This window comes from Clostridioides sp. ES-S-0123-01 (assembly GCF_020658415.1).
Taxonomy (GTDB): Bacteria; Bacillota; Clostridia; order Peptostreptococcales; family Peptostreptococcaceae; genus Clostridioides.
Genome location: NZ_JACVWD010000001.1, coordinates 309,813 through 330,900 on the forward strand (window position 1 = coordinate 309,813; position 21,088 = coordinate 330,900).

The 21,088-nt window shown below is 27.0% G+C and carries 18 protein-coding genes, 1 pseudogene and 2 riboswitches; of the genes and pseudogenes, 18 read left to right on the top strand and 1 reads right to left on the bottom strand.

Going from position 1 to position 21,088, the window contains the following annotated elements; all coding sequences use genetic code 11:
• Both IC175_RS01345 and IC175_RS01350 read left to right on the top strand, forming a co-directional pair.
• Nucleotides 1-1,008 (top strand): annotated as a pseudogene (locus IC175_RS01345) (M56 family metallopeptidase).
• 140 nt (nt 1,009-1,148) lie between these two features.
• Nucleotides 1,149-2,051, top strand: a complete 903-nt coding sequence (locus IC175_RS01350) for a metallophosphoesterase (RefSeq protein ID WP_227851013.1) — start codon at nt 1,149-1,151, stop codon at nt 2,049-2,051.
• 54 nt (nt 2,052-2,105) lie between these two features.
• Here the strand turns inward: IC175_RS01350 and IC175_RS01355 are convergent, their stop codons facing one another.
• Nucleotides 2,106-2,282 carry a hypothetical protein gene (locus IC175_RS01355; RefSeq protein WP_227435127.1) on the bottom strand — a complete coding sequence of 59 codons (177 nt, stop codon included), beginning with the start codon at nt 2,280-2,282 and terminating at the stop codon, nt 2,106-2,108.
• A gap of 53 nt (nt 2,283-2,335) precedes the next feature.
• Nucleotides 2,336-2,425: riboswitch (cyclic di-GMP riboswitch) on the bottom strand.
• 470 nt (nt 2,426-2,895) lie between these two features.
• Nucleotides 2,896-2,995: riboswitch (TPP riboswitch) on the top strand.
• 130 nt (nt 2,996-3,125) lie between these two features.
• On the opposite strand from IC175_RS01355, the gene IC175_RS01360 reads away from it, so the two are divergent.
• From IC175_RS01360 to IC175_RS01435, 16 genes are all read left to right on the top strand, one after another.
• Nucleotides 3,126-3,416 (top strand): MTH1187 family thiamine-binding protein, encoded by a 291-nt coding sequence (locus IC175_RS01360; protein WP_227435128.1) that lies wholly within the window; start codon nt 3,126-3,128, stop codon nt 3,414-3,416.
• On the top strand, nt 3,391-4,161 hold the full coding sequence (locus tag IC175_RS01365) for an ABC transporter permease (protein WP_227435129.1): 771 nt from the start codon (nt 3,391-3,393) through the stop codon (nt 4,159-4,161). The genes IC175_RS01360 and IC175_RS01365 overlap by 26 nt, the downstream gene beginning before the upstream one ends.
• A gap of 21 nt (nt 4,162-4,182) precedes the next feature.
• Nucleotides 4,183-5,202: an ABC transporter substrate-binding protein gene (locus IC175_RS01370; RefSeq protein ID WP_227482632.1), complete on the top strand. Its 1,020-nt coding sequence runs from the start codon at nt 4,183-4,185 to the stop codon at nt 5,200-5,202.
• Entirely contained in the window at nt 5,171-5,905 is a 735-nt protein-coding gene (locus IC175_RS01375) for an ABC transporter ATP-binding protein (protein WP_227851014.1), read from the top strand. Before IC175_RS01370 ends, IC175_RS01375 begins: the two co-directional genes overlap by 32 nt.
• A 162-nt stretch (nt 5,906-6,067) precedes the next feature.
• Nucleotides 6,068-8,911: a DNA mismatch repair protein MutS gene (mutS, locus tag IC175_RS01380; protein WP_227851015.1), complete on the top strand. Its 2,844-nt coding sequence runs from the start codon at nt 6,068-6,070 to the stop codon at nt 8,909-8,911.
• 10 nt (nt 8,912-8,921) lie between these two features.
• Nucleotides 8,922-10,907: a DNA mismatch repair endonuclease MutL gene (gene mutL, locus IC175_RS01385; protein ID WP_227851016.1), complete on the top strand. Its 1,986-nt coding sequence runs from the start codon at nt 8,922-8,924 to the stop codon at nt 10,905-10,907.
• A gap of 38 nt (nt 10,908-10,945) precedes the next feature.
• Entirely contained in the window at nt 10,946-11,881 is a 936-nt protein-coding gene (gene miaA / locus IC175_RS01390; RefSeq protein WP_227845754.1) for a tRNA (adenosine(37)-N6)-dimethylallyltransferase MiaA, read from the top strand.
• Between the two features lie 115 nt (nt 11,882-11,996).
• Nucleotides 11,997-12,257: an RNA chaperone Hfq gene (gene hfq, locus IC175_RS01395; protein WP_003428780.1), complete on the top strand. Its 261-nt coding sequence runs from the start codon at nt 11,997-11,999 to the stop codon at nt 12,255-12,257.
• Nucleotides 12,258-12,380: 123 nt separating this feature from the next.
• On the top strand, nt 12,381-13,661 hold the full coding sequence (locus tag IC175_RS01400) for a methionine gamma-lyase family protein (RefSeq protein ID WP_227435134.1): 1,281 nt from the start codon (nt 12,381-12,383) through the stop codon (nt 13,659-13,661).
• Between the two features lie 69 nt (nt 13,662-13,730).
• Nucleotides 13,731-15,077 carry a M20 family metallopeptidase gene (locus IC175_RS01405; protein ID WP_227435135.1) on the top strand — a complete coding sequence of 449 codons (1,347 nt, stop codon included), beginning with the start codon at nt 13,731-13,733 and terminating at the stop codon, nt 15,075-15,077.
• A gap of 138 nt (nt 15,078-15,215) precedes the next feature.
• The gene (locus IC175_RS01410) at nt 15,216-16,298 is read left to right on the top strand and encodes an SIR2 family protein (protein ID WP_227851017.1); all 1,083 of its coding nucleotides are present in this window, start codon (nt 15,216-15,218) and stop codon (nt 16,296-16,298) included.
• 83 nt (nt 16,299-16,381) lie between these two features.
• Nucleotides 16,382-17,014 (top strand): cyclase family protein, encoded by a 633-nt coding sequence (locus IC175_RS01415; protein WP_227482638.1) that lies wholly within the window; start codon nt 16,382-16,384, stop codon nt 17,012-17,014.
• Nucleotides 17,015-17,073: 59 nt separating this feature from the next.
• The gene (locus IC175_RS01420) at nt 17,074-17,613 is read left to right on the top strand and encodes a prolyl-tRNA synthetase associated domain-containing protein (RefSeq protein ID WP_227435138.1); all 540 of its coding nucleotides are present in this window, start codon (nt 17,074-17,076) and stop codon (nt 17,611-17,613) included.
• Nucleotides 17,614-17,664: 51 nt separating this feature from the next.
• Nucleotides 17,665-18,351 (top strand): DUF554 domain-containing protein, encoded by a 687-nt coding sequence (locus IC175_RS01425; RefSeq protein ID WP_227851018.1) that lies wholly within the window; start codon nt 17,665-17,667, stop codon nt 18,349-18,351.
• Between the two features lie 182 nt (nt 18,352-18,533).
• Complete coding sequence (locus IC175_RS01430; RefSeq protein WP_227823948.1) at nt 18,534-19,409, top strand: kinase; 876 nt, start codon at nt 18,534-18,536, stop codon at nt 19,407-19,409.
• A 357-nt stretch (nt 19,410-19,766) separates the two neighbouring features.
• The gene (locus tag IC175_RS01435; protein ID WP_227851019.1) at nt 19,767-21,065 is read left to right on the top strand and encodes an acyl-CoA thioester hydrolase/BAAT C-terminal domain-containing protein; all 1,299 of its coding nucleotides are present in this window, start codon (nt 19,767-19,769) and stop codon (nt 21,063-21,065) included.
• Nucleotides 21,066-21,088 lie beyond the last annotated feature (23 nt).

The window sequence follows — 21,088 nt, forward strand, 5'->3', positions numbered from 1 at the left end:
ATGATTTCAATTTTAAACGATTTTTTTAGAACCGTTTTAGTAAGTAGTTTATTTATAGTTCTCTTATTAGTTTTTAGAATGACTATTTTTAAAACTTTCAGTAGAAAATTTAACTATTATATATGGTTTATTGTCATTATAAAACTATTATTACCATTTACATATTATACTTTTGCATTTAATGAATTGAAATATCAACACAATATTAATAAGGTAAATTTAGAAGGTTTTAACAATATTTCTACTTTGTGTACTATTATTTTAGTGTCTATTTGGATTACTGTTACGATATTTTATTTGATTTCTACTTTATGGAAATATATTAAGCTTAAAAATCTGATAGAGGATTTGTCCTATGATGTTGATGATGAAGACATAAACAATCTTTATGATAGTTTATTAAAAGAGCTTAATATAAATAAAAATGTAAAGATTAAATATTCTCATGAAGTTGAAACTCCGTCATTTTTTAATTTCTGTGTTCTTTTACCACCATATGATTATAAATTAAAAGAACTTGAATAGATATTTAGACATGAACTTATGCATTTTAAGAGTAAAGACATTTATATTAAATATTTAGTATTATTCTTAAAAATAGTATATTGGTTTAATCCTTTTATGTACATTATGGATAAAGTTATAGATTTAGATTGTGAACTTTATTGTGATGAAAGAGTTTTAAAAAATCGTAGTATAGAAGATAAAAAAGAGTATGCTTTGACTATTATAGGTGCAATGAAAAAAGATTTAAATTCTTCAAATAAATTTGTAGCTGGACTGCATAAGAAATCAGATATAAAAAAAAGAGTATCTAATATGTTTAATGAAAAAAATAAAACAGGAAATTTAATGGCATTAATTTTATGTTTATTATCATTGATTACATATTTTAAAATAGATATAATTGATTCTAAATCATTAATTTATTCATTACCAAAACAATTAACTATTGAAAATAAGAATTCTAATTTTAAATACTTAGGACAGGTTAATACAGATGAGTAATGTAAATTTTAAATAATACATTTAGAGATTTATTGAGAATAAATTAGCTTATTAATTACGCTAATATATATTTTGGTGTAAATTAGTTTGTTAGTTTAACTGCTATACTTTATGTATATCAAGTTTTATAGGGGGATAAAATGAATTTTAAAAGTAAAGCCAAAGTATTAAGTTTATGTTTAATCTCAATTCTAATGATATTGACAGGTTGCACTAATTCTAAAAATGATAAAATCACTGAAATCAATATATTAGCAACTACAGACTTACATGGAGAAGTTACCTATAATGTAGCTGAAAAAATAAACGAAGAAAGAAAAAAAGACTCTAATATAACATTAGTAGATGCAGGAGATTTTTATGATTCGGATGGTTTAGGAGCAATGGAGCAATATCTTAGTGAGGCTCGAGATGCTTACGAAAAAGATGAAGTAATTAAAAAAGAAGTACCTATAGTTAGACAAATGAGTGAAGTTAAATATGATGCAGTAGTGCTTGGTAATCATGAGTTTGTTTCTAGCTCTAAAAAAAATTTAGATAAAATGATAAATGAATTTAATAGTGAAAATATAGAAGTTTTATCTGTAAATACATATAATAGTAACAGTTCAAGTTATGTTAAACCTTACACAATAAATACAATTGAAACAAAATATGGTGAAGTTAAGCTTGGTATACTTGGTCTTACAATCAAAGAAGTCGGAGAAGGATGGGATTTTGATGAAAACGAAAATAAAATTAAGGCTAAGTCCAGAGATTTAAAAGATATGGCTACATACCAGGATTTATATATGAATGATATGATAGATGATGCTAAAAAATGGGTGAAGGAAATAAAAGAAAAAGAAAATCCAGATATACTATTAGCCATAGTACATAGTGGAGAAAAACCTAAAAAGCCTAAAAATCCAGGTAATAGAATACAAGAACTAGCTAAAGAAGTTGATGGAATTGATGCGATAGTAGCAGGGCATACTCATAAGGAAATTGAGCAACATGATTATACAAATGATATCTTTTTTTTATCAATTTTATATCAATAATACATTTAAAATGTAGATAAAACTAAAAAGGGTTTTCTAGAAAATAAAATCCATTTAATTATACTTACTTACCAATACCATCACTTGATGTAAACAAGATTCCACAACATTTTCACCATACTCTAGTATAAAATCGTTTAACTGCGTATCTATAAAATTACAGTAGTCATATGAACTACATATATAGGCAGTTAGTATATGTGTACATCTATCTATTTTATTCATAAACATATATTATTTATCCCCCTAAAAAACTTTCATAAAAAACAAAAAGAAAATATCTTTTTGGCAACTGGCTGACATAACTTATTTTATAAGTGTTAGTCCCTATAGCTTTGCGTCACTAAATTTCTCTAGTTTTGCCTAGTTAGTTTTATTCTACGATTATAATATTACAGGAAAACGTTTTATTTTTCAATATATAAACTAAAAAAATTAAATATAAAAGTTATTTTGTCCTTTAAAAATAAAACATACAAGTAAATTATGTAATAAAGCTTGTTGTGTAAAAGGAACTGTAAAGTTATATTATTAATCTATTTGAATTATATTGATGAAGTAGCACAAAATTAATCAACAGGAAGTGTTCAATATATTAAAAAGAGTATAGATAATAAATATATGTGTATAAAAATCTATTATATCAAAAATAATAGCATTAACAGAATAAAGCTATAGTAAATCAAAGATGGTTATTGAAATTTTACAAAATTAGTGAGAATAAAGACAATAAATCATAAACTACTATAGTAGTTTTGTAAATTTTAATACAAATAAAATATATGATATAAATAAAAAATTTGTTAAAATATGATAAGTGTAGTATAATCAAGTAGAAAAGATATAATATATTTCGGGGAGCTAATATGCTGAGAGGAGATTTTATCTCGACCCTTTGAACCTGTTTGGATAATGCCAGTGTAGGGAGACCAGTAAAGATAAAAATAAGTCTTATCCTATTTTGGATAAGACTTTTATTTTATTTAAATATACTATGTTTTTATCTATAAAATATTTTAATAAAAAACAAAATATACCTAGTAGGTATTAATTATTTTAAAAGGAGTGATTTAAATGGTAATTGCAGACATAGCAGTAATGCCACTAAGACCTTACAAAGGTGAAGAAGAAATGTATAAAGTAGTAGATGCTTGTATAGCAGAAATTGAAAACAGTGGTCTTAAATGTGAAATAGGAGCAATGAGTACTACTGTTGAAGGTGATTTTGATGAAGTTTTTGAACTACTAAAAAAAGTACATAAAATCCCTTTTAATCTTGGATGTGAAAGAGTTATAACAGTAGCTAGAGTAGATGAAAAAGCTGGGGGTTTAACTATAGATGATAAACTTAGAAATCATAGATAAAGTCAAAAATAGTATATATCCAATAGCAACATTTTTGTTTATACTTATTTTTTGGCAATCTGTGGTAGAAGTTTTAAGAGTTCCTCAATATATACTGCCTACACCAATAGATATAATTAACGTATTTTTTAAAGATTATCAAAATTTATCCATGCATGCCATGGTTACTATAGGGGAAGCAATATTTGGCTTTATAGTTGCGATAATAATATCTTTAATAATTGGAATATTAATGGATTTTGTATTGATAATAAAAAAATGTCTTTATCCTATTATGTTAGTGACTCAAATGATACCTACAATAATAATAGCTCCACTTTTTATGATTTGGTTTGGCTTTGGAACAATGCCAAAAATATTGATGGTAACACTTACGTGTTTTTTCCCTATATTAATAAGTTTTGTAGATGGTATTGAGAATATTGATAAAGATTATTTAAATTTGTTTAAGACTATGAATTCAAATAAGATTAATACTTTTATTCATCTCAAATTTCCTATGTCAATGGATAAATTTTTTTCTGGACTTAAAATATCTTCTACTTATGCTGTAATGGCAGCAACTGTTGCAGAGTGGTTAGGTGGAACTAAAGGTCTTGGTGTTTATATGCTAAGGTCAAAAAGTGCATATGCACTTGATAAAGTATTTGCATCTACTATATTAGTAGTTATATTTAGCTTAATATTTGTAGGAATTGTACAAGCTATAAAAAAAGTTGTTATAAAACATAGATTAGAAGATTAAATGTACTTGAGGGAGGATATTATGAATTTCAAAAAATTAGGAATATTAGGTTTAGTAAGTGCTCTTACATTAGCAACAATAACTGGATGTTCTTCTGGAAATAATAGTGATAAAGACAAAAAAAATAGTAAAGATACTTCTTCTAAAAAAGTGACTGTTGTACTTGATTGGACACCAAATACTAATCATACTGGATTATTTGTGGCGCTTGATAAAGGTTATTATAAAGAAGAAGGCTTGGATGTTGAAATAGTACAACCACCTGAAAGTGGAGCTGAGACTTTAGTAGCAACAGGAAAGGCTGACTTTGGTATAAGTTATCAAGAACAAGTTACTTACGCAAAAACTAGTGAAGACCCACTTCCAATAAAAGCTGTAGCTACTGTTATACAACACAATACTTCTGGATTTGCATCTCCAAAAGAAAAAAACATAACTACAGCAAAAGATTTTGAAGGAAAAACTTATGGAGGTTGGGGTTCTCCATCAGAAGAAGCTGTTTTTAAAGCAGTTATGAATAAAAATGGAGCTGACTTTAATAAATTAAAGATAGTTAATACTGGTCAAGATGATTTCTTTGCAGCTATGAAAACTGTAGATTTTGCATGGATATTTGAAGGTTGGGATGTAGTTAAAGCTAATTTAATTGATTATGATTTAAACTTTATACCAGTAAAAGACCTAGATGAAAGATTAGATTATTATACACCACTTATAATTTCTAATGAGACTGTACTTAAAGACAACCCAGAACTTGCTAAGAAATTCTTAAAAGCTACAACAAAAGGTTATGAGTATGCAATAAAAAATCCTGAAGATGCTGCAAAAATTTTAGTAAAGCATGCTCCTGAGGTAGATGAAAAATTAGCAATAAAAAGTCAAGAATATTTAGCAAGTAAATATAAAGATGATGCACCAAGATGGGGAGAAATGAAAGATAGTGTATGGAATAACTATACATCATTCTTAAAAGAATATAAATTAATAGATAAGGATATGAAGGCAAGTGATGCTTACACAAATGAATTCTTACCACAATAAAAAGGTAAAAATATCTATAGAAAATGTATCAAAGACATATAAAGATGTAGATGTTTTAAAAGATATAAGTATTGATGTTTATGAAGGCGAATTTGTTTCTATATTGGGACCAAGCGGATGTGGAAAAAGTACTATCTTTAATATTATAACTCAATTGACAGACTATAATAGTGGTATGGTAAACATAAACGGTAATTATAGCTACATGTATCAAAAAGATTTACTTTTACCATATAAAACTATAATAGATAATGTGTCTCTTCCATTGGCACTAAAAAAAGAAAAAAAGAGCAAAGCTAGGTCTATGGTAAAACACTACTTTGAGGTTTTTGGTTTGGAAGGGTATGAGTATAAATATCCATCAGAGCTTTCTGGAGGTATGAGACAAAGAGCTAATTTTTTGAGAACTTTTATAAATTCTAATGACATAATGCTTTTAGATGAACCTTTTGGTGCACTCGATTCATTAACTAAAACATCTATGCAAAAATGGCTTTTAGAAGTTAAGAAAAAAGTAAATTCAACGATACTTCTTATAACTCATGATATTGATGAAGCTATAATGCTATCAAATAGAATTTATGTTATTTCAAAAAAACCATCAATAGTAAAAAAAGAATTTATCATAGATAATAGAAATATAAATGAAGATAATCTTGAGAATGTTATTAAACTGAAAAAAGAGATAATATCTTTATTATAAAATTCTATACGTTTTTACCTAGTGATTATTAAACTTAACAATCCAAAGTGCAATCAGCATTTTGGATTGTTTTTTAGTTATACGTCAAAATTTTATATATTATGTTAATAATAATCAAGTACTATGATATAATATTTAATTAGAAAAGAAGGAGGTTTAATAATGCAAATAGATATGAATAAATTAACTCCTATGATGAAACAGTATCTTGAAGTAAAAAATAGATATAAAGATTGTATACTGTTTTTTAGATTGGGAGATTTTTATGAAATGTTTTTTGAAGATGCATTAGTAGCTTCAAAAGCTCTTGAAATAGCATTAACAGGGAAAGCCTGTGGTTTAGAAGAACGTGCTCCTATGTGTGGAGTACCATTTCACTCAGCCAATTCATATATATCAAAGTTAGTAGAAAATGGATATAAAGTAGCAATAGGTGAGCAAATGGAAGACCCATCTACTGCAAAAGGAATTGTTAGGAGAGAGGTAATAAGAGTTATTACTCCTGGAACAGTTCTAGATGGAAATTTACTTGAAAATAAAAAAAATAATTATTTATTATCTTTATATAAGGATGACACCAATATAGGTTTAACTTATGTAGATATAAGTACAGGAGAAGCTAATGCAACTTGTCTGAATGAAGATAAAGTAATAGAAGAAATTGCAAAAATTCATCCTACAGAAATAATTATAAATGATTTGAATTTTATAGAAAAACTTAGAGATATAGCTACTGTAAGCAACATATACATAAATGAAAGTTTTAGCGAAAACTATTTAGATATAAATATATTAAAAGAGTATTTTCCAGAGGTTTATCTACAAAAATTAAAGTTTGATGATAAGGGTCTTATAAAATCGAGTTTATCAATTCTTCTAAACTATATATATAACACTCAAAAGCAGATAACATCCAATATTAATAATATAAATATATACAATTCATCAGAGTATATGGTCTTAGATATGTTTACTAGAACTAATTTAGAACTTACTCAGACTATAAGAGGAAATAAAAAGAAAGGTTCACTATTACATGTTTTAGACAAAACATCTACTGCGATGGGAGGAAGACTTCTAAGAAAATATGTAGAAGAGCCTCTGATAAATAAACCTAAAATTGAAAATAGATTAAATGTAATAGAAGAAATAAAAGATGATTTTATACTAAGAGAAGATTTAAATGATATACTTAAAAATATATATGATATAGAAAGAATATGTGGGAAAATAGCATTTGAAAGAGTAACACCAAAAGAATTAGTTCACTTAAAAAATTCAGTAGAAAAATTACCAAATCTAAAAGACACAATAGACTTATCAAATGCAAATAGATTAAAAGAGTATGTATCAGAAATGGACAAGTTGGATGATATATACAGTTTAATAGATGAAGCCATTTTGGAAGAACCTACAATAACTATAAAAGATGGGAATATAATTAAGTCTGATTTTAGTGATGAACTTAAAGAATTGAGGGATATTTCTAAAAATGGTGCTTTTCTTATAAAAGAAATAGAAAATAGAGAAAGAGAAAAGACGGGAGTTAAATCATTAAAAATAGGATTTAATAAAGTATTTGGATATTATATAGAAATAACAAAGGCTAACTTTAAACAAGCAAAACTAGATGAGACATATATAAGAAAGCAGACACTTAGTAATGCAGAAAGATATATAACTCCAGAGTTAAAAGAAATAGAAGAAAAGATACTACATGCTGAAGAGAAAATTAAATCTCTAGAATATGAGATATTTGTAAGTATAAGAGATACTATATATAAAAATATAGACAGAATACAAAAAGTAGCTAAGATTATAGCTAATATAGACGTTTTTGTATCTTTGGCAACAGTTGCTCACATAAACAACTATATAAAACCACAGATAAACGAAAATAATAAACTCGATATAAGAAATGGTAGACATCCAGTTGTTGAAAATATAGTAGGTGAAGAAAATTTTGTTCCAAATGATACATATTTAAATCGTGGAGAAAACATCATTAACATAATAACTGGACCTAATATGTCTGGTAAGTCAACATATATGAGACAAACTGCTATAATAGCACTTATGGCACATATAGGATCTTTTGTTCCAGCAGAATATGCTAATGTACCGATATTAGATAGAATATTTACAAGAGTAGGGGCTAGTGATGATTTATCTCAAGGACAATCTACTTTTATGGTAGAGATGAATGAGGTATCTCTTATATTAAAAAATGCTACTGAAAGAAGCTTAGTTATTTTAGATGAAATAGGACGTGGAACTAGTACTTATGATGGTATAAGTTTAGCATGGTCAATAGTAGAATATATTCAAAAGAATATTAGATGTAAGACACTATTTGCAACACATTATCATGAACTTACTGATTTAGAAGAAGAATTTAAAGAGGTTAAAAATTATTCAATAGCAGTTAAAGAAGATGGAGAGGGAATAATATTTTTAAGAAAAATAATTCCTCAAGGTGCAGATAAGAGTTATGGAATCTATGTTGCTAAATTAGCTAAATTGCCAGATGAAGTCATAGATAGAGCAAAATATATACTTAAGGATTTAGAAAAAAATCATGTTTATAACAGTGTAGCAATAAATGGAGATAAAGAAAAAACTATTGTGATTAATAATGATTTAGATGAAGAACTACTTAAGGTAAATCAGAGCAATTTTAAAAATAAATACGAATCTCTAAAAATAGAGCATGAGCTTATAGTAAAAGATTATAAACACATGAAAAAGGATTATGATAAACTAAATTCTAAGTTTAAAACGTTAAACGATGAAGTTATTTCAATGAAGAAAAAGGATAGTAAAGAAGAAATTGATAAAGAAGATTCTGTAAAGGAATTAGCACTAACTCAAATATCTTTTGATAGTGTAAAGAGAGATATATTGTCAGAAGAAATTTTAAACTTAGATATTTTAAATATGACTCCATTAGATGCTATAAATTCTCTTTACAGTCTTCAAAAAAAAGCAAAAGAAATAAAATCTTAGAGGTGTAAAAATGAAAAATATAATTAACATCCTAGATGATTTGACTATAAATAAAATAGCAGCAGGAGAAGTAGTAGAAAGACCGTCTTCTGCATTAAAAGAATTAATTGAGAATTCTATTGATGCAGGTGCAAATAAGATTTCTATAGATATCATTGATGGAGGAAAAACCTTAATTAAAATCACAGATAATGGAATAGGAATACCTTCAAGCGAAGTTGAGAAATCATTTTTAAGACATGCTACTAGTAAAATTAAAAAAATTGATGATTTATATGATTTGTACTCTCTTGGATTTAGAGGAGAAGCATTAGCATCTATTTCAGCTATATCAAAATTAGAAATGATTACTAAAACCAAAGATGAAATGGTTGGAACTAAAATATTTGTAGAAGGTGGAAAAATAGTTTCAAAGGAGCCAATTGGTTCCACTAATGGTACAACAATCATTATAAAAGAGATTTTCTTTAATACACCAGCAAGACAGAAATTTTTGAAATCTACCCATGCTGAAACCATAAACATAAGTGATTTGATAAATAAGCTTGCAATAGGCAATCCTAATATCCAATTTAAATATACAAATAATAATAAACAAATGTTAAATACACCAGGTGATGGAAAGCTCATAAATACTATTAGGAGTATATATGGAAAAGAAATAACGGAAAACCTAATAAATATAGAATTTAAATGCAATAACTTTAAAATTGATGGATATATAGGAAATAATAACATCTATCGTTCCAATAAAAACTTGCAACATATCTATATAAATAAAAGATTTGTAAAAAGTAAAATAATTATAGATGCAATAACTGAAAGTTATAAGTCTATAATTCCAATAGGTAAGCATGCTGTTTGTTTTTTAAATATAGAAGTAGACCCAGCAGGTATTGATGTAAATATACATCCTAATAAGCTTGAAGTTAAATTTGAAAAAGAACAAGAAGTGTATATAGAGTTAAGAGATTTTTTAAAAGTTAAATTAATACATTCTAATCTTATTGGAAAGTATGCTACATATAATGATAAAAAAACGCAGCCTCGAATTGCTATCAATAGTAGAGAAAAAAGTACAGATTATGAATTTAAAAATAAGAACTTCATTGAAGCTAATTCAAAAAATAATAATACAACTAAAGAGAAAGATGAATTCATTGAAGTTGTAAGTTTATCAAGTGAAAAACCAATAGACGAATTTCCTTCTGTAAGCGAAGTTTTAAATGCAAATATAGAAAATGAATTAAAAAATACGGGCTCTTTAGAAGAAGAGGTTGTAAATGACAATATACAAGAAGAATTTCAAGTTGATAGGCCTAAACAAATTGATAGTTCTAAAAATGAAGATAGTAATTATTTAGAAAGAAGTATTAAAGACAGCCAAGAGGAATATTTAACTAATTCAAAACAAAGATTTTCTTTATATGGATATTCTGTAATTGGAGTCGTATTTAATACTTATATAATTCTAAGTAAAGATGATTCTATGTATTTGTTAGACCAACATGCTGCACATGAAAGAGTTTTGTATGAGAGATATATGGATAAGTTCTATAGACAAGATATCAATATGCAAATACTTTTAGACCCAGTAATTCTTGAAGTATCAAATGTAGATATGCTTCAAATTGAAAATAATTTAGAGTTATTTATGAAATTTGGTTTCGAATTAGAAGTTTTTGGCAACAATCATGTAATGATAAGATGTGTTCCAACTATATTTGGAATTCCAGAAACTGAAAAGTTTATACTTCAAATAATTGATAATATAGATGAGATTACAAGTAATTATGATTTAAAAGGTGAGAGATTTGCATCTATGGCATGTAGGTCTGCTATAAAAGCAAATGATAAAATATATGATATTGAGATAAAAAGCTTATTGGAACAATTAGAAAATTGTGAGAATCCATTTACGTGTCCTCATGGCAGACCTATAATGGTTGAAATTTCTAAGACCGAAATAGAAAAAATGTTTAAAAGAATTATGTAAAATATTTTGGATATTTAAAATATATGGAAAGGAATGTTATGAAAAAAATACCACTTATAATACTTACAGGTCCAACTGCTGTTGGAAAGACTGATTTGTCAATAAAGTTAGCAAAAGATATGGATGCAGAGATAATTTCAGCAGATTCTATGCAAATATATAAATATATGGATATTGGAAGTGCAAAAGTTACATCTGAGGAAATGCAAGGAGTAAAGCATTATCTTATAGATGAGGTTAAACCTGACTATCCATTTTCAGTTTCAGAATTTCAACAAAGGGCAAAAAAATATATATCTGAAATAAATCAAAAGGGAAAGTGTGTTTTAGTGACTGGAGGAACAGGTCTTTATCTCAATTCTTTAATATACAATATGGATTTTGCAAAATCTGATGCTAATAATGAATTAAGAAAAGAACTTCAAAAACAACTTCTTGAGAATGGAATAGATTACATGCATGATAGATTAAAATCACTTGATGAAGAAGCTGCTGATAGAATTCATAAAAACAATACAAAGAGAGTTATAAGAGCACTTGAAGTTTGTTTAAGTGGTAATAAAATGAATGATTTTTCAAGTGACTTAAAATTTAATGACGATTATCAACCTATAATAATAGTTTTGAATAGAGATAGAGAGCATTTGTATGAAAGAATAAATATGAGAGTCGATATCATGATAGAGAGTGGTTTGGTTGAAGAAGTTAAAAAACTCCTAAATATGGGATTTAAAAAAGATATGATATCAATGCAAGGTATAGGATACAAAGAGATATTGAAGTATCTAGATGGAGAATATACATATGAAGAGGCCATTGAAATAATAAAAAGGGATTCTAGAAGGTATGCAAAACGTCAGATAACTTGGTTTAAAAGATATGAAACAGCAAAATGGTTTGATTTGGATAAATATGAAGATATAGATTTATTAAAAAATGAAATAATTATATATATTAAAAATTCTATAAAATAATATATATAAATTTTTAAGTATACAACTTCATATTGAAAATTTATCATAACTTATATAGAATATAAGATAGGAATATTTTAGATGTTCAATTTAATCTTGGGAGGGTACAAATCTAATGAAAAATACAGTTTTAAATTTACAAGATTTGTTTTTAAATAATGCTAGGAAAGAAAGGATACCTGTTACTATATATTTAGTCAATGGAGTTCAAGTCAAAGGGCTTGTAAAAGGATTTGACAGTTATATAATATTGATAGAAGGGGACAATAGACAACAAAACATGATTTATAAACATGCTGTTTCGACTATACAACCTGGTAAATATATTAATTTAACTAATCAAAATCAAAATAATAACAACAATAACAATAGATAACTAATTTAATTTAAGATAATTAAAAGGAGACTTATGCTAACTTATAAACTACAATTTATTTGTTTTAGTAAAATAGTCTCCTTTGATATGTTTAAATAAAATAACAAAGAGACAGGTGATAAAATGCTTAATGAGACAAAAGAATTATTGAAAGGTTACTATGGGATAGATGATGATACTTTTAAATTATCACAAGAAATAATGGAAGATATAAAATATAAGTTTGAGGAAATAAAAGAAATAAGAGAATACAATCAATATAAAGTTTTAAAAGCTATGCAAGAATCTAAATTAAGTGACATGCATTTTAATTGGACTACAGGATATGGATATAATGATATTGGACGTGAAAAAATAGAGGAAATTTATTCAAAAGTTTTTAATACAGAAGATGCTCTTGTAAGACCAATAATTGTAAATGGAACACACGCACTCACTTTATGTATACAAGGAATAGTCAGACCAGGAGATGAAATTCTATCTGTTACTGGAAGACCATACGATACTTTAGAGGGTGTTATAGGTATAAGAGAAGAAAAAGGCTCTTTAAAAGAATATGGTGTTACATATGATGATGTAGATTTTTTAGAAGATGGAAATTTAGATTTAGAAGGAATTAAAAGAAAAATAAATGATAAAACTAAACTTGTTATGATACAAAGGTCAAAAGGGTATTCTTGGAGAAAATCACTTTCAATTAGTGATATAAAAGAAGCCATTGATGTAATAAAATCTGTTAAACCAGAAGTTATAGTAATGGTTGATAACTGTTATGGTGAGTTTCTAGATACTAAAGAGCCAACTGATGTTGGAGCAGATGTTATGGCTGGTTCTCTAATAAAAAATCCTGGAGGTGGACTTGCATTAACAGGTGGGTATATAGCTGGTAGAAAGGATTTAATTGAGCTTATATCATATAGAATGACTTCTCCTGGAATAGGTAAAGAATGTGGTCTTACTTTTGGAACTACTAGAAATGTTCTTCAAGGATTTTTCCTAGCACCCTATGTAGTATCTCAAGCTGTGATGGGAGCTATATTTTGTTCAAGAGCTTTTGAAAAATTAGGATATGATGTATTGCCAAAACATGATGATTTAAGAAGTGATATTATTCAGTGTATTAGACTTAATAATGCTGATGAAGTCATAAGTTTTTGCCAAGGAATACAAGAAGCTGCTCCAGTTGATTCTTATGTTAAACCTGTACCTTGGGATATGCCTGGATATGAAAGTGAAGTTATAATGGCAGCAGGAGCATTTATACAAGGTTCTTCTATAGAACTAAGTGCAGATGCTCCAATAAGACCTCCTTATAATGTTTACTTCCAAGGAGGGCTTACATTTGACCACTCTAAAATGGGTACTTTAAAAGCAATTGAATTTATAAAAAAACTAAAAAAGTAAGCATATTTTTCTTTTAAAAGGTCAAAATATTTACTAGTATATTATGATGAGAATTGAAGGGTGATAATTATGAAAGAACAAATTAAAGAAAAAGTAAGTTCTCTACAAGATGAAATGATTTCTTCAATACAAGAAAGTGTAAAAATACCTAGTGTTATATCTGAGCCAACTAAAAATTTCCCATTTGGAGAAAATATAGATAAGGCTTTAAGAGGTATTTTAGACTTATGTAAATCTTTAGGGTTTAAAACAGTATATAAAGATGGATATTATGGCTATGCAGAAATAGGACAAGGTGAAAAAATGATAGGTATACTTGGTCATGTTGATGTAGTTCCAGAAGGTGACTTAGAAAGCTGGAATTATCCACCATTTGAAGGTGTTTTAGAAGATGGTAAGTTATATGGAAGAGGAACACAAGATGATAAAGGACCTACAATATCAGCAATTTATGCAGTAAAAGCTCTTATGGATTTAAATATAGATTTAAATAAGAGAATAAGATTCATTTTTGGAGCTGATGAAGAAAATCTTTGGAGATGTATAAATAAATACAAAGAAAATAATGAAGAAGTACCAGACTATGGATTTACTCCTGATTCTAGATTTCCAATAACAAATGCAGAAAAAGGTCTTTTACAAGTTCATTTAACATGTGAGAGTAAAAGTGATATAGAATTATCAGTTGGGAAGGCTTTAAATGCAGTTCCAGGAAAAGCAGTTTATATTGGAAAATATTCTGATAAGTTAAAAAAAGAATTAGATAAATTAGGTTTTGAATACACTGTTGAAGGCAATAAAATATGTATAATAGGAAAAAGTGTTCATTCAGCAGCTAGTGATACTGGTATAAATGCAGTAGCTAGACTTTGTATAGCTCTTAATAATATAGGAATAGATTCTAATATAATTAAGTTTTTAGCAGAAGTTATTGGTGAAGATGCTAATGGAAACAATATAGTTCCTAATTGCAAGGATGATGTATCAGGAAAATTAACAGTAAATATAGGTAAAGTAACTATTGATAGTAAAAAAGAATTTGCTGGAATTGATGTAAGAATTCCTGTAACATATAAAAAAGATGATTTTGTAAAAGAACTAAAGAAAATAACAGATAAATATAATTTAGATTATAAAGAATATGATTTCTTAGATTCAATTTATGTTCCAGAAGATACACTTCTTGTTAAAACATTGAGAAAAGTATATGAAGAGGAAACTGGTCTTGATGGAACACCTCTTTCATCTGGAGGAGCAACTTATGCAAGAGCTTTAGACAATTGTGTTGCCTTTGGAGCTATTTTCCCAGGGAAACCAGAAACTGAGCATCAAGCTAATGAACATTTGATAGTAGAGGATATTGTAAAAGCTGCTCAAATATATGCTCTTTCTATTTATGAATTATTAAAGATTTAAATATAAATATAAAGCTGTCTTGTAATAGGATTTTTTCTAGTAAAAGACAGCTTTATTGTTGTATTATTAAATAAGTTAATAAGATAAATATTTAATAGATATAAAAAATAATAGTAATGTTTATATAGGAGGAATTATATGAAAATAGCTATATTTTTGGGAGCAGGAGCTTCAGCTGCAGAAAATTTACCCATTCAAAATAAATTATTTAGTGAATACTTTAAGAAATTAAAACCTAAAAATTATGATACTGATATGAATAGAGAATTGTATGCCTTTTTTAAACAAATGTTTAATATTGACATAAGAAAAGATAATCTAGATAATGCAAATTTTCCAACATTTGAAGAAGTTTTAGGGCTTTTAGATTTAGCAGAACAAAGAAGAGAAGCCTTTAGAAATTTTGGACTTGAAAATTTAAATAATAGAAGTGATAGTATACGTTTTTTAAGACAGTATTTAATACTATTGATGGCTGAAGCAATTCATAATACACCTAGAACAGATAATAAATATCACAAACTTTTAGTTGAAAATCTTTTACAAAATGATTTACTCCTTGATACAACTTTTATTAGTGCAAATTATGATATACATATAGACAATACAGTTACTGGCTTAAGAGATAAAAATGATTTGCCTATTATGCTTGATTATGGTGTAGAATTTACTAATTTTAAGGAAGAATTAAACTGGAGAAAACCAAAAGAACCATTAATTAAACTCTATAAGATACATGGTTCATTGAACTGGCTTTACTGTCCTATTTGCAACAGTTTAACTCTTACACCACATGAAGGTGGTGTTATGAAACTAATTGAAAATAGTTCAGAAACAAAATGTTTGGAGTGTGGAGAACTGACAGAACCAATCATAGTTCCACCAACATATTTTAAGAATATGTCAAATATATTTTTAAGTAATGTTTGGAATGAGACAGAAAAAACTTTGAGAGAGGCTGACCTTCTGGTATTTTGTGGGTATTCATTTCCAGAGGCTGATATGCATATAAAATATATGTTAAAAAGAGTACAAACAAATGGTGGAAAAACACCTCTTAAAATAATGGTGTTTAATAATCATTCACAAAAACAAAGGATTACTTTAAAAAAAGAAGAAAGAAGATATAAGCGTTTTTTAGGAGAAGATGTTATATTTACTGATAATTCTTTTCAAGATTTTTCTATGAATCCATTAAATTTTATAAAAAGTATATACTAATTTGGCAATAATAGGATAAAATCCAATAGAAATAAAGTGGATTTAGGTATATAATAGAAAATAAAACATAGGGGGTATAAAAAATGAAGGTTTTTGATTTAACTCATGTGACACATAATGATATGCCTGTATATGCAGAGACTAATAGACCAGATATAAAAAAAGTAGCTATTATTGAAGAAAATGGATATCAAGAAACATTAATCAGTGTATTTTCTCACAATGGAACTCATATGGATTCACCAAAACATATGTATACTAAAGGTGAATCCTTAGATACATTGGATATAGAAAATTTTGTCGGTAAGGCTTATGTATTAGAACTTGAGCAAGGAAGCAAAAACATAGAATTAGAATATCTAAAAAAATATGAAGATGAAATAAAAAGTAGTGAGTTTATAATATTTAAATCAGGTTGGTCAAAGTTTTGGGATAAAAAGCAATATTATGTAGGTTATCCTACATTAACAGAAGAGGCTGCAAACTATATAGCTGATAGTAATCTAAAGGGAATAGGAATTGATATGTTATCTGTAGATAGATACGACACATCAGCTTTTAAGGTACATCACATTTTATTTGAAAAAGGTAAAATAATAATAGAGAATCTTACAAATTTAGAAGCTGTGCCAGAAAGATTTCTATTTATAGCAGCTCCATTTAAGTATAATGACGCTGATGGTGCTCCAGTAAGAGCAATAGCCATAGTAGAATAATATTTACTATAAAACAGGAGAAGTGTAATATACAAAGTATTAAAGGAGAATATAGCATGATGAGTGATGTAAAAGATAAAATAACAGAATTATCAGATGCAACTGAAGTAAATTTAAATGAAACTAAAATATACAATATTTTAGATAAGTTAAATATTAAATATGAGGTAGTAGAACATGAAGCTGTATATACAGCAGAGCAGTTAGTAATTTTAAATGATATAACAAAAGGATGTCAGTGTAAAAATTTATTTTTAAGAAATGCTAAAGGAAACAAATACTATCTAATTGTAGTTAGAGGGGATAAACATGTTGATTTAAATTCAGTTAAAGAAAAAATAGGAAGTTCTAGGTTATCATTTGCTTCGCCTGAAAGATTATACAATGTACTTAAACTTCTTCCTGGAAGTGTAAATCCTTTTTCATTAGTGAATGATACAGAAAGAAAAGTAGAGCTTTACATAGATGAGGATGTAATTAAAGAAGAGTATTTAAATTTTCATCCAAATATAAATACTAAAACTGTAAATATATCAAAAAAAGGATTTGAAAAATTTTTGGAATATTTGGAATATCCACTACAAATCATTGACATTTAAGTTTTTAATGAACTTAAGCAAAATTTAATTAACTAATCGAGGGGAGAAAAAATGTTTGGAGTAATAGCAAATAGTCTAGCAATCGCAGGTGGGTGTATAGTAGGTTTTATAATCAAAGGTGGCTTACCTCAAAGAGTAAGTGATACTATAATGAACGGAATTGCCCTATGTGTATTATATATAGGGATATCAGGAGCACTAGAAGGAAAGAATACACTAGTGACAATAATATCTATAGCTTTAGGAGCTTTAATAGGAGAGTTAATAGATATTGATAAATGGGTAAATAAATTAGGGGCATTTTTGCAGAGTAGGTTTTCTAAAGGCAATAAAAAGGATTCTATTGCTGAAGGTTTTATATCATCTAGTTTATTATTTTGTATAGGGGCTATGGCAGTAGTTGGTTCGTTAGAAAGTGGACTTACAGGAAGCCATGATACTTTATTTGTAAAATCAGTAATAGATGGGATAGCTTCTGTTATATTTACAGCTTCTTTAGGTATAGGTGTAATGTTTTCTGCTGTATCTGTATTTTTATATGAAGGTATTATATGTTTAGGGGCATCATTTTTAAATGGATTTTTAAGTGACCCTGTAGTTACAGAAATGACAGCTGCAGGAAGTTTATTAATTATAGGACTTGGTTTAAATGTACTTAAGCTAACAAATATAAAAGTAGCAAATCTATTACCAGCCATATTTATACCAATATTATTTGGTGTATTTGGAGTAATTTAGAGATTAAAAACTTAAAGTTTGTCTAATTTTTTTAAAAACTTTAGACAAATTTTTTATTTAGAAGGAAAATGGCTTTCATCATCAAATTAATAATTATAGTAGAAATAAGTTTAATATTATGATTATAAAGTTTATATTAAATTTATTTTATTGATGAAACTAATGGGGGAGGTTAAAACTCAATGATTACATTTGATGTAAATGGAGCTATTATCAGGTTTGATGATACAAAAAATAATTATAATAAGATAAGAAAAATTTTTAAATTGTATGCTTTAGAAATTTCTAAAAACTTTGAGAGAGATTGTTTAAATAATTTTCAAAATCTAAAACAAATATCAGATAGAGGTCTAAATCTAGGAGAAAAATATATAGAGGAATCTTTTAAGAAAGGAATCGAGACTATAGTGAGTTTTGGAATTATAACTATAGATATTGATACCTTTAAAAGTGTTTATTGTGAAAAATATTTAGATTTTAAAAGGCTTTTTAATAACTTAAATAAAACTTTTATCATACCAAATAAGAATAAAAAAAATAATCATGCAAATTTTTTAGAAATAGAATCTACAGTAAAAAAAATGAGCAATTATTTGTATAATGATTGTTTCAAAATTCATTATGCTGTAATAGATGCGCTTATAGAAAATAGAGTCAGTGAAGTCCATTCTTATATTGATGAAGAATCTATAAAAAAATCTAATGCCTTGTTTAATAATTACAAAGATGGTTTTATTGGAAAAGCAGATGAGTGTAAGGTTGTAAAACAAATAATAACATTAAATCCATATAGAGAAGATGTATACGAGTTTTTGGTAAAGGAAGATGGAGATTTTAGTAAGGAGATTGAAAGATTAACTGAATTTTTAGGATATAATATAAAAGAATATAAGGCTTCTTTAATGGACCTTTATATAAATGAACTAGTAGAGAGCGATGAAAGTGATGCTGAAAATGCAAGAGAGAAGATTGAAAAGTATGCTAAATATATTGGTTGTAGTGATGAAAATCTATATATAGCAAGGGTTAATGCCATATACACTTTTGCCAATGCATAAGTTTTGTAAAATTTATAAATAAAGAAATACATGTTTGTACTAAAATTTTAAATAAAAAATACTTATTAAGCTTACTAAAAAATAATTTATATTTTCTAGATAAAACCATTTCTTTAAAGGAGTGGTTTTATTTTTTCTATCACTCAATATAAGCAAAATTTTAAATTACGAATAGCTCATATTACTAAAATAATTTTAAGTAAATAGAAAAGACAATATATTGACTAAATTGGTTCGAGTTGATATAATGAAATAGTCAACATGATGTCTTATATTTGGATTATTCATAGCTTGCTAAAGAAAGCTATTTCAAATATATAAATCATGAGCAATAATTATTACATGGAGGAATCAATTATGAAAGTAAATATATACAATGCAGAATCACTTGTAGATGATAAAATTAAAGTTATAGTTTCAGGCTTAATTCCAAATAGTAAATTAAGAGTATCTATGAAAATGGAATTTCCATGGTGTAAAGGAGAGGAATTCTCATCTTATGGGGTATTTTATTCAAATGAAAAAGGAGAAGTGGATTTAGATTCAATTGAACCTGTAGAAGGGACTTATAAAACTACTGACTGCATGGGGTTAATATATTCTCTGAAAAAATCAAAAACTGAAGGTGAAAATTTTGCAGAAAATATATCTATTGATAAACCAATAATCATGAATATGATATTTGAATCTGATATTGAAAGGAAAGAAGTTAAGTTGAAGAGATTGTTCAAAACAGAAGATATTATCACAAAAGATATATCTGATGAATTTATAGGAAAATTATTTTATAAACAAAACTCTAGTAATAAAACAATTTTAGTTTTAGGGGGTTCTGATGGAAATTTAGATGCTTTAGAACTCATGGCAGCTCCACTTGCATCTAGAGGGTTCAATGTACTAGCAGTTGCTTATTTTGCTCTAGAAGGATTGCCAAGTAAGTTAGAAGAAGTACCATTAGAATACTTTGAAAAAATATTTAAATGGATTAGTGAAGATGAAATCACTAATACTAAAGAAATATTTGTACATGGGACATCAAAAGGTGGTGAGTTAGCACTTTTACTTGCTTCAAGATATAAACAAATTAAAAAAGTAGTAGTATCACAGCCTCATGCGTATTGTTTTCAAGCACTTGATGGACAAATGAATGGAAAAGATACTTCATCATGGTCATATAAAGGTAAGCCACTTCCATATATCAAGGTAGACAATAATATATTCTTTGAAGACCAGAAAAAAGATATAGAAAAAGGAATTCCATTTGGATTTGCCAGTACTTATAAGAAAAGTATTGAAAGGGCAGACAATAAAGAAGAGGCTAGGATAAAAGTAGAAAATTCTGAAGCTGACATTCTTATGATTTCTGGAAAAGAAGATAATATTTGGAATAGTTATGATGGTTGTGTAGAAATCATAGAAAAACTTAAAAGAAATAACTACCAATATAATGTGGAACTATTAACATATGATAAGATGGGACATCCTTTACCAATTCCATATATTGTACCTCTAAGTGAAACTTTATCTATGAATATGGCTGGAGGAATATTTTCTTCAGGAGGAACTGTAAAAGGTAATGCAAAAGGACAGTTTGAATCATGGAAAAGAACTATTGAATTTTATAAAGAACCTTTATCAATCGATATAAAAAAATAAAAATGGATATATCTTTCTATATA

Coding starts and splice junctions, on each gene's coding strand:
- IC175_RS01350 (WP_227851013.1), top strand. CDS start 1,149: ATGAATTTTAAAAGTAAAGCCAAAGTATTAAGTTTATGTTTAATCTCA.
- IC175_RS01355 (WP_227435127.1), bottom strand. CDS start 2,282: ATGTTTATGAATAAAATAGATAGATGTACACATATACTAACTGCCTAT.
- IC175_RS01360 (WP_227435128.1), top strand. CDS start 3,126: ATGGTAATTGCAGACATAGCAGTAATGCCACTAAGACCTTACAAAGGT.
- IC175_RS01365 (WP_227435129.1), top strand. CDS start 3,391: ATGATAAACTTAGAAATCATAGATAAAGTCAAAAATAGTATATATCCA.
- IC175_RS01370 (WP_227482632.1), top strand. CDS start 4,183: ATGAATTTCAAAAAATTAGGAATATTAGGTTTAGTAAGTGCTCTTACA.
- IC175_RS01375 (WP_227851014.1), top strand. CDS start 5,171: ATGCTTACACAAATGAATTCTTACCACAATAAAAAGGTAAAAATATCT.
- mutS (WP_227851015.1), top strand. CDS start 6,068: ATGCAAATAGATATGAATAAATTAACTCCTATGATGAAACAGTATCTT.
- mutL (WP_227851016.1), top strand. CDS start 8,922: ATGAAAAATATAATTAACATCCTAGATGATTTGACTATAAATAAAATA.
- miaA (WP_227845754.1), top strand. CDS start 10,946: ATGAAAAAAATACCACTTATAATACTTACAGGTCCAACTGCTGTTGGA.
- hfq (WP_003428780.1), top strand. CDS start 11,997: ATGAAAAATACAGTTTTAAATTTACAAGATTTGTTTTTAAATAATGCT.
- IC175_RS01400 (WP_227435134.1), top strand. CDS start 12,381: ATGCTTAATGAGACAAAAGAATTATTGAAAGGTTACTATGGGATAGAT.
- IC175_RS01405 (WP_227435135.1), top strand. CDS start 13,731: ATGAAAGAACAAATTAAAGAAAAAGTAAGTTCTCTACAAGATGAAATG.
- IC175_RS01410 (WP_227851017.1), top strand. CDS start 15,216: ATGAAAATAGCTATATTTTTGGGAGCAGGAGCTTCAGCTGCAGAAAAT.
- IC175_RS01415 (WP_227482638.1), top strand. CDS start 16,382: ATGAAGGTTTTTGATTTAACTCATGTGACACATAATGATATGCCTGTA.
- IC175_RS01420 (WP_227435138.1), top strand. CDS start 17,074: ATGAGTGATGTAAAAGATAAAATAACAGAATTATCAGATGCAACTGAA.
- IC175_RS01425 (WP_227851018.1), top strand. CDS start 17,665: ATGTTTGGAGTAATAGCAAATAGTCTAGCAATCGCAGGTGGGTGTATA.
- IC175_RS01430 (WP_227823948.1), top strand. CDS start 18,534: ATGATTACATTTGATGTAAATGGAGCTATTATCAGGTTTGATGATACA.
- IC175_RS01435 (WP_227851019.1), top strand. CDS start 19,767: ATGAAAGTAAATATATACAATGCAGAATCACTTGTAGATGATAAAATT.